This window comes from Sorangium sp. So ce145 (assembly GCF_051525985.1).
Classification (GTDB): domain Bacteria; phylum Myxococcota_A; class Polyangia; order Polyangiales; family Polyangiaceae; genus Sorangium; species Sorangium cellulosum_B.
Map to the genome: position 1 here is coordinate 12,584,995 of NZ_CP150315.1, position 12,891 is coordinate 12,597,885.

Below are 12,891 nucleotides of genomic sequence, written 5' to 3' on the forward strand. Positions count from 1 at the left end.
GCGCGCTTCCCCTGCGCGCTCGGGCGCGCGCTTCCCCTGCGCGCTCGGGCGCGCGCCCCATGCGTTCGCCGCGCGCTCCCCACGCGTCCGCGGCGCGTTCGTCGCGCGCGCGCCCCACGCACTGCTTGCCACCGCTCGGCGCAGGTGATTTCTTGGTCCCACGCATGGGCCTGAGGAACGCGAGACCCGAGTTTGGAGGCACGCGTCGCTTCCAGGTCGTTCGCGTCGTGGGCCGCGGCGGGATGGGGGTTGTCTACGAGGCCTTCGATCGCGAGCGGAAGGGGCGGGTCGCGCTCAAGATCCTCCGGAATCTGAGCGCCGACGCGCGCCTCCGGTTCAAGAACGAGTTCCGCGCGCTCCAGGACATCCAGCACCCGAACCTGGTCAGCCTCGGCGAGCTCCACGAGGAAGAAGGGCAGCTCTTCTTCACGATGGAGCTCATCCGCGGCGTCGACTTCGTGGTCCACGTGCGGCTCCACGAGGAGGGCGACGCCGGGCCGAGGGGCGAGCCCGCGGGCGTCGGGCGCCGCTCGACCCTGCCGTCGAGCCCCATGTGGTCTGCTGTGCAGGGCCCCGCCTCGGAGCCACAGCCCCGGATCAAGCGCCCCTTCCACGAGGCCCGCCTCCGCTCGGCCCTGGCGCAGCTCGCCCAGGGGCTCGCGGCGGTGCATGCGGCTTACAAGGTTCACCGCGATATCAAGCCTTCCAACGTCCTCGTGACCGCGGAAGAGCGGGTGGTCCTCCTCGACTTCGGCTTCGTCGCCGACGCGAGCGGCACAGGGCGCGAGCAGGCCGTCGTCGGAACGCTCCATTACATGGCGCCCGAGCAGGCCGAGGCCAAGGCGGCCGGGCCCGAGGCGGACATCTACAGTGTCGGGGTCATGCTTTACCTCGCGCTGACCGGCGTCTACCCGTTCCAGACGGCGCCCAAGGCGGCGCTCGACATGATGCGGCGAGCGGAGCCTCCGCCGCCGAGCCGGCTCGTCGAGGACATGCCCCCCGACATCGACGAGCTCTGCGTGGACATGCTGCGCATCGACCCGGCCGCCCGGCCGACGGCGCGCGACGTGCTGCGCCGGCTGCAGGTGCAGGAGCTCATCGAGGAGCCGCCCGTCCTCTCGCAGCGCATCGGCTTCGTCGGCAGGCGCAGCGAGCTCGCCGCGCTCGAGGGCGCGTTCGCGGAGGCGAAGCTCGGGCGCGCGGTCACGCGGTTCATCGAGGGCGAGTCGGGCGTCGGCAAGAGCGCGCTCCTGCGCCGGTTCCTGGAGCGCATCGACAAGGAGGCGCTCGTCCTGGCGGGGCGCTGCTACGAGCGCGAGGCCGTCCCCTACAAGGCGGTGGACGAGCTCATCGACGGGCTGAGCCGTCACCTCGTGCGCCGCCCCCCCGAGCAGGTCAAGGCGCTGCTGCCGCCCAACGCGGGCCTGCTCGGCACGGTGTTCCCGGTGCTCCGGACGGTCCCGGCGATCACGGAGGCGCGCGCCCGGCGCAAGGCGATCGACCCGCCCGAGATCCGCGCCCTCGTCTTCGCCGCGCTCCGGGAGCTGCTGGGCCGGCTCGCGGCCGAGCGGCCGCTCGTGCTCGCGATCGACGATCTCCAGTGGGCGGACGCCGACAGCGTCGCGCTGCTCTCGGAGGTGATGCGCCCGTGGACCGAGGCCGATCTCCACGCCGCGAACAGGCCCGGCTCGTTCGCCGGCCTCGATGGGCCCGTGTCCTCGGGCGCGCTGGTCGACCTGTCGCGTCCGCGCGCGATGATGCTCGTGGCGACGGTGCGGACCGCCTCGGAGACCGCGCCGCCCGTCTCGCGGCAGCTCGGGGTGCCGATCGACTCGCTCGGGCACATCATCCTCCACCGCCTGTCGCTCGCGGAGGCGCAGGAGCTCTGCGCGCTCCTCCTCCGCGGCGCCCAGGTCGGCCGCCCGCTCAGCATCGAGGCGATCGCGCAGGAGGCCGGCGGCCACCCGCTCTTCATCGACGCGCTCCTGCGCCACCGGATGATGTCCCCGGACGCCGACGGCGGCCCGGTGCGCCTCGACGACGTCCTCTGGGCGCGGATCAGCCGGCTCGATCCGCGGGCGCGCCAGCTGCTCGAGCTCGTCGTGTGCGCCGGCGCGCCGGTGCTGACGTCGGTGGCCGCGCACGCCATGGCGGCGGACTTCGGGGAGCTCACCCGGGTGCTCTCGGCCCTGCGCGCGGCGAACCTCGTGCGGACCGGCGGCTCGGGTCAGGACGAGTTCCTCGAGCCGTTCCACAACCGCATCCGGGAGACGGTGGCGAGCCGGCTCGACGAGCAGGCGGCGCGCAGCTGGCACGGCCGGCTCGCGCTGGCGCTGGAGGCGTCGGGGCGCGCGGAGCTCGAGGCGCTGGCCGAGCACTGGCGCGCCGCCGGGGACCCAGAGCGCGCCGCCGGCTACGCCGTGCGCGCCGGCGAGCACGCCGAGGCCGCGTTCGCGTTCGACCACGCGGCGCGCCTCTACCGCATGGCGATCGACCTCCACCTGCCAGGCGCGGCGGAGCGGCGGGTCGTGCTCGCCAAGCTCGGCGACGCCCTGAGCAGCGCGGGCCGCGGCGCCAAGGCAGCGGAGGCCTACATGGCCGCGAGCGACGGCGCCCCGGAGTCCGAGGCGATCGATCTCGGCCGCCGGGCCGCGGAGAACCTGCTCCGCGCCGGCTACGTCGACGCCGGGATGGCGGGCCTGCGCTCGGTGCTCGGCGCGGTCGGGATGCAGGTGCCGAAGACGCCGGAGCTCGCGGTCGCGTCGCTGATGCTGCGGCGCGCGCAGGTGCGCCTGCGCGGGCTCAACTTCGTCGAGCGCCCCGCCGACGAGGTCTCGCCCGAGGACCTCATGCGCATCGACGTCTGCTGGTCGGCGGCGATGGGGCTCGCCATCGTCGACCCCACGCGTGGCGCCGACTTCCAGGCGCGCAACCTCCTCCTGTCGCTCAAGGCGGGCGAGCCGTACCGCGTGACGCGCGCGCTCGCCTTCGAGGCGGCCTACCTCGCGATCGACGGCGGCCCGTCCGCGTCCCGCGTGGCCGACCTGCTCTCGACGGCGAGCGCGATCGCGGCGCGCATCGGCAGGCCTCACGCGCTCGGCCTCGTCGGCTTCGTCGGCGGCGTCACCGCGACGCTGTTCGGCCGCTGGCAGCAGGGCGTGGCCGATCTCGACCGGGCGGACACCATCTTTCGCGAGCGCTGTACCGGCGTCACGTGGGAGCGGAGCTGGGCGCACACCTTCTCGGTCTGGGCGCTCTGGTACGGCGGCGAGACGCGCGAGTTCATGCGCCGGGTCCCGATGTACCTGCAGGCGGCCGACGAGCGCGGCGACCGCTACCTCGCCACGAGCCTCCGCTCCTCGCAGAGCAACGCCTACTGGCTCGTCGGCGACGACCCCGACTCCGCGCTGCGCCAGGCGCAGGACGCCATCCGGAGCTGGTCCAAGGCGGGCTTCCAGCTGCAGAGCTACTTCGATCTCGTCGCCCGCGCGCACATCGGCCTGTACCGGGGCGAGGGCGAGGCGACGTACCGCCTCTTCGCGGAGCAGCGGGCGGGCCTCGAGAGCTCGCTCGTCCTGCGCATCCAGGCCGTGCGCATCATCATCACCCACCTCCGGGCCTGCGCCGCGCTGGCCGCCGCCGCCGCGTCCACGCCGGCCGACGCGGAGCCGCTGTACGAGGAGGCGACGCGCGCCGCCCGCAAGATCGACGCGGAGCACATGCCCTGGGCCGACCCGCTCGCGGCCGCGGTGCGCGCCGCGATCGCCGCGGCCCGCGGCGAGGGAGAGGCGGCCGTCCAGCAGCTCGCCGACGCGGTGCGCGGCTTCGAGGCCGCCGGCATGGCCCTCTACGCCGCGGCGGCGCGGCGCCGCCACGGCGAGCTACTCAAGGGCGACGAGGGCCGCGCCGCCGTCGACGCGGCGAACGGCTGGATGCAGGAGCAGGGCATCGTGAGCCCGGACCGCATGACCGCCATGCTCCTCCCTGGTTTCGTGCGCTAGCTCTGCTGCGGGAAGTTGCCCCGGATCAGCAGAAAAACCGCCAAGGCGCCAAGGCCGCCAAGAGAAGAGGGGGAGGGCCATCCCGGCCTTCCTCCTCTTATTTCCCCGGCTTCTTGGCGCCCTTGGCGCCTTGGCGGTTCGCTTCTCAGGGCGACCTCCCGCAGGAGTGCTAGGGCTTCACGCGCAGGACGGCCGTGCCCTTCGCCTTGCCGTAGAGCTGCTTGATCTCGATCTTGTACTCGCCGGGGGACGACGCGCTGAACTCGACGGGGGAGGCGCTCTGCGGCTTGCCGGTGGGCAGATCGCGCAGCACGCGCTCGATGATGATCTTCCCGGACGGGGAGCGGATCTTGATGTTGAACGGCGGGGTCGCCTCGTCGTAGGCGCGGAACACGAGGCGCACGGTGTCTCCAACCGAGACCGGGGTGGTCTGGCTGATCGTCTCGATGTCGCCTTCGTTCTCAACGGTATCGGCCACGCGTCGCTCGTCCCGTGAGGTGCCTCACCGCGGTCCCTCGGCGCTCATTGTAGTCGCGTCTGGCGGAGATTCGCGAATTTGGAGCGCGCGGCCGGCTGGCGCCGCCCGCCGGAGGAGGCCGACCGCGGGCCGCCTCCTCCGGGGAGCTCAGGCCTTCGACCATCGCAGGCGCGGCTGGCGCGCGGCGCGGGCCTCGTCGAGGCGGCCGACCACCGTGCCGTGGGGCGCCTGCTTCACGACCTCCGGCGTCTCCTGCGCCTCCTTGAGGATGCTGAGCATCGCGGCCACGAACTCGTCGAGCGTCTCGCGGGTCTCCGTCTCCGTCGGCTCGATCATCAGGGCGCCGGGCACGACCAGGGGGAAGTAGACCGTGGGCGCGTGGAAGCCGTAGTCGAGCAGCCGCTTGGCGACGTCGAGCGTCTTGACCCCGGTCTCCTTCTCCAGCTGGCTGTCGGAGAGCACCACCTCGTGCATGCACGGCTGCGGCACCGGCGCGAGGTAGTGGTCCTTCAGCTTGGCCCACAGGTAGCGCGCGTTGAGCACGGCGAGGCTGCTCGCCGCCGTCAGCCCGTCGCCGCCCATCTCGCGGATGTACGTGTACGCCCGGATGAACATCCCGAAGTTGCCCGTGAAGGCCCGGAGCCGCCCGACGCTCTGGGGCCGGTCGCGGTCCCACGCGAAGGCGTCGCCGCGCCGCACGAGGACGGGCGAGGGCTGGAACGGCTCCAGGTGCTTCTTGAAGCAGACCGGCCCGGAGCCGGGGCCGCCGCCGCCGTGCGGGGTCGTGAACGTCTTGTGCAGGTTGATGTGGATGACGTCCATGCCGACGTCGCCCGGGCGCGCGTGCCCCATGATCGCGTTCGTGTTCGCGCCGTCCCCGTACACGAGCCCGCCCTTGTCGTGGATGAGCTTGATGATCGCCGGCAGGTGCGTCTCGTAGGCCCCGAGGGTGTTCGGGTTCGTGATCATCAGCCCGCAGACGTCGCCGTCCGACCCCTCGCGCTCGATCGCGGCGAGGACCTGCTCGGGGTGGGTGATGCCGTCGGCGGTCTTCTCGATCCGGACGGCCACGAGCCCGTTGAGCGCGCAGCTCGCCGGGTTCGTGCCGTGGGCGCTCTCCGGGATGAACACCTTCCTCGGCGAGCGCCCCTTCGACTCGTGGAACGCGCGCATCATCATCAGCCCGGCGAGCTCGCCCTGCGCGCCCGCGGAGGGCTGCAGCGAGCAGCCGTCCATCCCGCTGACCTCGCAGAGCGCCTCCTGCAGGCGCCACATCACCTCGAGCGAGCCCTGGCTGAGCTCGTCCGGCGTCATCGGGTGCAGCTTCGCGAACCCGGGGATGCGCGCGGCCCACTCGTTGATCTTCGGGTTGTACTTCATCGTGCACGACCCGAGCGGGTACATCTGCCCGTCGATGCAGAAGTTCCACTGCGAGAGCCGGATGAAGTGCCGGAAGGCCTCCGGCTCGCTCACCTCCGGCAAGCCGGCCGGCTCCTTGCGGGCGAGCGCGCCGTAGTGGGCGGCGGGCTCGACCTCGGGCACGTCGAGCGGGGGCAGCGACGCGCCGGTCCTGCCCGGCGTGCCACGCTCGAAGATGGGGGGTTCGCGGAACTGAATGCCTCGAGGCTGCGGTTGGGTCATCGGGGGCTGTTATGTCAGAGGCCGGGGGGCTCGGCAGGTGCTTCGTCGGAGGGAGAGGCGGGCGGCTCGGGCGCGCCTTCCTCCTGGTTCGCGCTGTCCCAGTCGCCGCCGCCCATGTCGGAGGCGCCGGAGCCGCCGATCGACTTCAGATCCGGGAGCATGTTGCGCTGCTTGACCGCTTCCCAGGGCTCGCCGACCTCGTCCTTGTTGCGGCCGATCTCGCCCGCCAGCCGGTCGTCGACGTTGTCGCCCTCCGGCCGCTGGTACTTGAAGTACCCCCGGCCTTCCTTGGTCGCGCTCTGCCCGATCGCGCCGATGGTGTGCTCGGTCCACGTGAACTTGATGAGGTCGCCTGTCACCGTCCCGTGCAGCACGCCCCAGCGATCCTTGACGGGACGGATCCAGCGCCCCTCGATGGCGTCGTTGTCCTGCACGAGGTGCAGGTAGCCGTAGAGCTCGCTGTAATAGACCCCCGTCCAGTCGCCGCCTTCGGGCATGTCACCGGCCTGCACCTTGGCCGTCTTGGGCGGGGGATTCGAGCTGCAGCCAAGCGCCGTCGTCCCCATCAGGAGGGCACATGCGGCGCCAGCAATCCAAAGCCGTCGCGATACGTTCATGGCGGCGGAGCCTAGCACAGCACCTACCCGCACCCATACCCCCGCCATGCGTCTCCGACGTCGCGCGGGGGGCGCGAGCGGAGGTGGGGAACGGGAACGGGGGTGGAGCGCGTGCGCGCTACGTCACGAACGTGTACTTGCCTCCCTCCTGCAATGATGTGTGCCACCTGCGCGCCAGAAGGAGGAGCGTAACGTACCGTTCCGCGTGTGCGTGACTGCGTCAATTTTCCGCTTCCACCTCCTTGTAGGGCCCGGAGCGCTGGTAAGCTCCCTGGCATGATGAACTCCCTTGTCTCCAACCGAGGTTTTGTAATTCCCGGTAGAATCGCTCTCTTCACCAGCATCCTCGCCCTCGCGGCCTGCGAAGGGCAGCTCGGCAACCTCGACGGCACCTCTCCCACCACCGGCGGCGGCAGCGGCAGCGGCTCCTCTGGCTCCGGTGGCTACCGCCCCCCCGTCGGTGGGGGCTCCAAGCCGCTGCCGGTCGCCGCGTCGTGCGCTCCGGCGTCGAGCGGCTCCTCCGACGTCGCGGAGCCCCAGCTCCTCCTCCAGCTGTCCGACGACGACGAGAGCGCGTGGCTCGGGTCGCCGGTGGTCGCCGATCTCGACGGCGACGGCGAGCAGGAGATCCTGGTGACGCACAACGGCAACGTCGTCGTCTGGGGCCCCGACGGCGAGCAGAAGTGGCGGTACGACGAGTCGCGCCAGAACGGCCGCATCTGGGCGAGCCCGATCGTCGCGGACTTCCGCGGCGACGGGCAGCTCGAGGTGGTCTTCGCGGCGCGCACCACGATCTACATGCTCGACGCGAGCGGCCAGCTGGTGAGCGGCTGGCCCGTCACCTGGAACGACGAGATCCGCTCCCTCGCCGCGGGCGACATCGACGGCGACGGTCAGCTCGACGTCGTCGCCGCGAGCACCGACAGGTCCCCCGACTACTCCGACATCCTGATGGCCTTCCACGCGAGCGGGTCGGCGGTCGCGGGCTTCCCGCCGATCGAGAGCCAGACGATCGGCTGCGACGCGCGCCGCAGCGACGACGCCGAGTGCTGGATCGTGGGCGGCTACGACCAGAACCTGGCCATCGGCGATCTCGACGGCGATGGATCGCAGGACATCGTCTCGCCGATGGATAACTCCTATGCCGGGTTCTATCACGGCACGGGGGAGGCCTTCGACGCGAATCCCATGTTCGAGGGCCGCCCGAAGACGCCGGGCGTGCGGTACATGCACGATCTCGAGCTCGCGAAGCAGGGCTTCGGCGACAGCAGCGACCTGCAGGCCTATTTCAAGAACTCGGCCCCTGCGATCGCCGACCTCGACGGCGACGGCACGCCGGAGATCATCATGCTCGCGGCGGCCGAGGACGTCGCCATGAACGACCAGTCCCAGGGCGTCGGCCTGTGGGTGGTCCGCAACGACGCGAGCCGCATCGAGGGGTGGGAGAGCCCGTTCTACGCGCCGGACTACCTGTCCGGCGGCGAGGATTTCGAGGGCAACATCGTGGCCATGACGCAGCAGGTGACCGTGGCCGATCTCGACGCGACGCACGCCGGGCCCGAGATGATCTTCGCGGGCCTGGATGGGCGGATCCACGCGGTCTACGCCGACAAGACCGAGTTCTGGGACGTCACCTACACGGACGACACGCAGGTGCTCACGGGCGGCGTCGTGGTCGGGGATCTGTCGGGCGACGGCATCCCCGAGATCGTGTTCAACACCTACTCGACCGAGGAGGACAGGAGCCACCTCTTCGTCCTCGACGCCGGCGGCACGATCCTCCACAAGATCCCGCTGCCGCGGCTCGGCGCGATGCCGGTGCCGACGCTCGCCGACGTGAACGGCGACGGGACGATCGAGATCGTCGTGTCGCTCCGCGAGATCGGGTGGGACGGGGCGGACCCGGAGCCGAACACGTACGTGTACACGGTGCCGGGATCGGCGTCGAACTGCCTGCTCTGGCCGACCGCGCGCGGCAACTACTACAGAAACGGCTGGGTCCGCGCGGCCGACTGACACGCTCCGAGGACCGTTCGTGCGCCGGCGCTGAAGGAAGGAGCGCCGGCGCGGGGAGGGCCGATCGCCGCGGCGGTCGGCCCTTCGCCGTCCTGGTGTCTCGCCGTCGCGGGTGCCCTCCTGGGAGAGGCCGGCGAGGCCCTCAGGCCGCGAGCGCCTCGCGGCAGGCGGCGATCGTCCGCTCGATGTCCTCTTCCGAGTGCGCGCCGCTCAGGAACGCCGCCTCGTACTGCGATGGAGGCCAGTAGACGCCTCGCGCGAGCATCGCCGCGTGGAAGGCGCTGAAGCGCTTCGTGTCGGACGTGGCGGCGTCGGCCCAGGAGCGGACCGGGCCCTTCGTGAAGAACAGCGTGATCATCGAGCCGACCCGCTGGACGCACGCGGCCGCGCCGGCGCCCTCGGCGGCGGCCCGGAGGCCCGCCTCGAGGGAAGCGCCGAGCTCCTCGAGCCGCTCGTAGAGCGCGGGCGTGAGGCGATCGAGCGTCGCGAGCCCCGCGGTGACCGCGAGCGGGTTGCCGCTGAGCGTGCCCGCCTGGTACACGGGGCCGAGCGGCGAGACGACGCGCATCACGTCGGCGCGGCCGCCGTAGGCCGCGAGGGGCATGCCGCCGCCGACGATCTTGCCGAGCGTCGTCAGATCCGGCCGGAGGCCGAAGCGCTCCTGCGCGCCGCCGCGGGCGAGGCGGCAGCCGGTCATCACCTCGTCGAAGATCGAGAGCGCGCCGTGCTTGCGGCAGAGGTCGATGACGAGGGCGAGGAACCCGGGCTCGGGCGGGACGCAGCCCATGTTGCCGACCACGGGCTCGAGGATGACCGCGGCGATGTCGCCGCCGCGCGCGGCGAAGGCGGCCTCGAGGGCGGCCGGGTCGTTGTAGGGCAAGGACAGCGTGGTGCGGGCGATGCTCTCGGGGACGCCGGCGGAGTCGGGGGCGCCGAAGGTGGCGAGCCCGCTGCCCGCCTTGACGAGCAGGTGATCGGCGTGGCCGTGGTAGCAGCCCTCGAACTTGATGATGGCGTCGCGGCGCGTGAAGCCGCGCGCGACGCGGATGGCGCTCATCGTGGCCTCGGTGCCGCTCGAGACGCAGCGCAGCATGTCGATGCTCGGGTAGAGCTCGCGGATCTTCTCTGCGAAGCGGACCTCGAGCTCGGTCGGCGCGCCGAACGAGAGTCCGCCGAGGGCGGCCTCGCGGACGGCCTCGATGACGGCGGGGTGCGCGTGGCCGAGGATGGCCGGCCCCCAGGAGCCGACGTAGTCGATGTACTCGGCCCCGTCGGCGTCGAACAGCCGCGCGCCCTGGGCGCGCGCGATGAACAGGGGGTCGCCGCCGACGGCGCGGAAGGCGCGCACGGGGCTGTTCACGCCGCCCGGCAGGACGGCGGCGGCGCGGTCGAACAGGGCTTTGGAGGCGGGGGCCCGGTCCGCGCGGGCGGGCGGAGCGCTTGTCGCGTTCGTCATCGTGCTCCGGCCATAGCAGGGGCGAGGCGAGGGAGCGACGCGGATCGCGGGCGAGGGGAAGGGGAAGTGGAAGCGGAAGTGGAGGTGGCGAAGGAGAAGGGAGAAGGGAGAAGGAGAAGGTCACGCGGGGCGTCGCGGGCATCGCGGACGCCGGGATCGAGGCGTCGCGGGCGCGGGCGCGCCACACGAGCCTTTCCGGCGCGGTCGCGCTTGGCTATGGTGATCGTCTGGAGAGAGGGGCCGCGACCCGCGGCCGGGCTGCTCCTGGGGACCGCGGGCGCGGCTCCCCGAGCACCAGCATCTGGTGAGCCATGCGGATCTCCGAGGACCCCGGTCCGGGGCAGCGTCTCGGGCGATATGAGCTTCTGCGCCTCATCGGCGAGGGTGGGATGGCGCAGGTCTGGGCCGCCCGCATGGAGGGCTCCCGCGGCTTTCACAAGGTCGTCGCGCTGAAGACGCTCATCCCGGCGCTCGCGCGCGATCCGCAGTTCCAGCGCATGTTCCTCGACGAGGCGAACCTCGCCTCGAAGATCCACCACCGCAACGTGGTCGAGATCCTCGACCTCGGCGACACGGACGGCGTGCTCTTCCTCGTGATGGAGTGGATCGACGGGCAGACGATGCAGCAGCTGCTCCGGCCGGGCCTCCGTCCGATGCCGCTCTCCCCGGCGATCGCCTCGCGCATCGTGGCCGACGCGGCGCACGGGCTGCACGCGGCGCACGACCTCCACGACGACCGCGGGGAGCCGCTCGGCATCGTGCACCGCGACGTCTGCCCGCAGAACATCCTCATCGATCGCGACGGCACGGTGAAGGTGGCCGATTTCGGGATCGTGAAGGCGTTCGAGCGCCTGGGCGACACGACGCAGACGGGCGAGATCAAGGGCAAGGGCGAGTACATGTCGCCGGAGCAGGCGCAGGGCCAGCCGGTCGACCGCCGCTCGGACATCTTCTCGCTCGGCGTGGTGCTCTTCGAGGCGGTGACGGGCGCGCTCCCGTTCCAGGTGCTGCACGACCTCGTGCTGCCGCAGACCGGGGTGCCGGAGCCGCCGCGACCCACGCTGATCGCGCCGCATTGCCCGCGTGATCTCGAGGAGATCATCGTGAAGGCGCTCGCGCGCGATCCGCGAAAGCGCTTCCAGACGGCGGGCGAGATGGCGAGCGTGCTGGAGGACTTCCTCATGCGCAGGTCGGGCGTGGTGACGCCCGCGCACGTGGCGGAGCTCCTCCTTTCGCGCTGCGGGGAGAGCATGGAGGAGGAGCGGCAGCGCATCGCGGCCGCCGTCGCTCCGCAGCAGCGCGCGGGGTGGCGGCCGAAGCCGGGCGCGACGCTGTCGGCGGGGCCGCCCTCCGAGGGGCGGCGGAGCGTGCGGCCTGCGCCGCGGCAGGGGCTCGGCGGGCTGATGCGCGCCGGCGGCGACGCGCTGCGCCCGGTGGCGCTGCCGTGGCTCGTGGCCTCGGTGTCCACGGGCGTCGCGGTGGCGTCGCTCATGTTCGTCGCGCTGAGCCGGCCGAGGGATCAGCGGTCGCTCGTGGATCCGATCGCGGTGCAGATCGAGCCGAGCGCCGCGGTGGTGCGGCTGAACGGCGTGGTGCTCGGCGTGGGCAGCCAGGTCATCGCGCGGCCGATGCCGGGCGTGTCGCTCTCGGTCGACGTGCGAACGAGCGATGGCGTCTCGCAGACGGTGGAGATCACGTCGGAGTCCCCCGCGCGGATCCAGCTGAACCTGGCGCGCAAGGGCGAGGCCGGGACCGCGGCGCCGCCGGGCAGCAGGGTCGCGCCGGCGCCGAGGTAGCCGCGCGGCCGGCTTGACGGCGCCATGTCCGTGGCCGACATCTCCGGGGGAGGACCTCGCATGACGGCGCTCGAGGATCTGCGTCCGGGGCAGATCATCGCGATCCATGAGGTGGGTGATGAGGGGGAGGACGCCGCGCGCGGCGACCTGGAGGGCGTCGTGCGCGACCTGGAGGGCGCTGCTGGCGACGAGCGTGGGGCGGGAGCCAGCGTTCCTGGATGCCGCGTCCGTCTTGCCCTCGGGGTCTCCGAGCTGCCCGGCGATCGCGCCGTGGTGGTGCTTCACGAGGACATGATCTTGCGGTGGCGGCCCACGCCGAAGCGGCCGGAGGGCGACCTCGCGCGGCTCTCCGAGGTGGCGGTGGGCGCCGCGATCGCGGTCGAGCACCGCGGCATCTGGGACGAGGGGCTCGTCCTCGGCCGCGTGGTGCGCCCGGCGCGCGAGGGGGGCTTCCGGGTCGACGGCGACGTGGAGCGCTATCCATCCATCGCCGACGCCGAGCACGCGCACGGCCCGCTCGAGGCGGGCGAGCCGCAAGCGCCGCCGGCGAGGACCGGCGAGCCCGCGTTCGAGCTGGGCGAGCCGATCGGGCGCGACGCGCGCGGGATCGGGCGCAGGGCGAGGAGGTAGCCGCCGCGCCGTGCGCAGCGGCGCGCGGCCTCGCGCCGTGCTTTGCGACCATGTCTCCGCAGAGCAGCTCATCTCGCGGCTCGGCTCCGGACGGTGTGAGGGTCGAGCGCGCTGGGCAGCTTCGCCGAAGATGGATCATGGAGAGTCGCTCGGCTCCGAGCAGGTGCCCTGAGGACTGGAAAACTGGACCTCTCAGAAAGCCTGGCACGGTCGCCGAGACGGCTCGCTCTGGTGTGGAATCCCGGAGAGGGCCGTG

The 12,891-nt window shown here is 72.3% G+C and carries 8 protein-coding genes; 4 read left to right on the top strand and 4 right to left on the bottom strand.

Going from position 1 to position 12,891, the window contains the following annotated elements:
* The first annotated feature begins 164 nt into the window (after positions 1-164).
* Positions 165-4,001 (top strand): serine/threonine-protein kinase, encoded by a 3,837-nt coding sequence (locus tag WMF34_RS46875; RefSeq protein WP_437991893.1) that lies wholly within the window; start codon positions 165-167, stop codon positions 3,999-4,001.
* A gap of 169 nt (positions 4,002-4,170) precedes the next feature.
* Here the strand turns inward: WMF34_RS46875 and WMF34_RS46880 are convergent, their stop codons facing one another.
* The 3 genes from WMF34_RS46880 to WMF34_RS46890 form a co-directional block, all read right to left on the bottom strand.
* Complete coding sequence (locus WMF34_RS46880; RefSeq protein WP_012241771.1) at positions 4,171-4,479, bottom strand: hypothetical protein; 309 nt, start codon at positions 4,477-4,479, stop codon at positions 4,171-4,173.
* 147 nt (positions 4,480-4,626) lie between these two features.
* Positions 4,627-6,120 carry an aminomethyl-transferring glycine dehydrogenase subunit GcvPB gene (gcvPB, locus tag WMF34_RS46885; protein WP_012241772.1) on the bottom strand — a complete coding sequence of 498 codons (1,494 nt, stop codon included), beginning with the start codon at positions 6,118-6,120 and terminating at the stop codon, positions 4,627-4,629.
* Positions 6,121-6,134: 14 nt separating this feature from the next.
* Entirely contained in the window at positions 6,135-6,737 is a 603-nt protein-coding gene (locus WMF34_RS46890) for a hypothetical protein (RefSeq protein ID WP_157907397.1), read from the bottom strand.
* Positions 6,738-7,013: 276 nt separating this feature from the next.
* Here WMF34_RS46890 and WMF34_RS46895 point away from each other — a divergent pair, with 276 nt between their 5' ends.
* Positions 7,014-8,753 (top strand): FG-GAP repeat domain-containing protein, encoded by a 1,740-nt coding sequence (locus tag WMF34_RS46895; protein ID WP_437991894.1) that lies wholly within the window; start codon positions 7,014-7,016, stop codon positions 8,751-8,753.
* A gap of 142 nt (positions 8,754-8,895) precedes the next feature.
* On the opposite strand, the gene hemL is transcribed toward WMF34_RS46895, so the two are convergent.
* The gene (gene hemL / locus WMF34_RS46900; protein WP_437991895.1) at positions 8,896-10,209 is read right to left on the bottom strand and encodes a glutamate-1-semialdehyde 2,1-aminomutase; all 1,314 of its coding nucleotides are present in this window, start codon (positions 10,207-10,209) and stop codon (positions 8,896-8,898) included.
* A gap of 311 nt (positions 10,210-10,520) precedes the next feature.
* Here hemL and WMF34_RS46905 point away from each other — a divergent pair, with 311 nt between their 5' ends.
* Positions 10,521-12,005, top strand: coding sequence for a serine/threonine-protein kinase (locus WMF34_RS46905; RefSeq protein WP_437991896.1), 1,485 nt, complete (start codon positions 10,521-10,523; stop codon positions 12,003-12,005).
* A 60-nt stretch (positions 12,006-12,065) separates the two neighbouring features.
* A complete protein-coding gene (locus WMF34_RS46910) occupies positions 12,066-12,635 on the top strand; it encodes a hypothetical protein (protein WP_437991897.1) in 570 nt (189 codons plus the stop codon).
* Positions 12,636-12,891 lie beyond the last annotated feature (256 nt).

Excerpts from the sequence above, each read along its gene's own strand:
- WMF34_RS46875 (WP_437991893.1), top strand. The coding sequence starts at position 165 with ATGGGCCTGAGGAACGCGAGACCCGAGTTTGGAGGCACGCGTCGCTTC.
- gcvPB (WP_012241772.1), bottom strand. The coding sequence starts at position 6,120 with ATGACCCAACCGCAGCCTCGAGGCATTCAGTTCCGCGAACCCCCCATC.
- WMF34_RS46890 (WP_157907397.1), bottom strand. The coding sequence starts at position 6,737 with ATGAACGTATCGCGACGGCTTTGGATTGCTGGCGCCGCATGTGCCCTC.
- WMF34_RS46895 (WP_437991894.1), top strand. The coding sequence starts at position 7,014 with ATGATGAACTCCCTTGTCTCCAACCGAGGTTTTGTAATTCCCGGTAGA.
- hemL (WP_437991895.1), bottom strand. The coding sequence starts at position 10,209 with ATGACGAACGCGACAAGCGCTCCGCCCGCCCGCGCGGACCGGGCCCCC.
- WMF34_RS46905 (WP_437991896.1), top strand. The coding sequence starts at position 10,521 with ATGCGGATCTCCGAGGACCCCGGTCCGGGGCAGCGTCTCGGGCGATAT.
- WMF34_RS46910 (WP_437991897.1), top strand. The coding sequence starts at position 12,066 with ATGACGGCGCTCGAGGATCTGCGTCCGGGGCAGATCATCGCGATCCAT.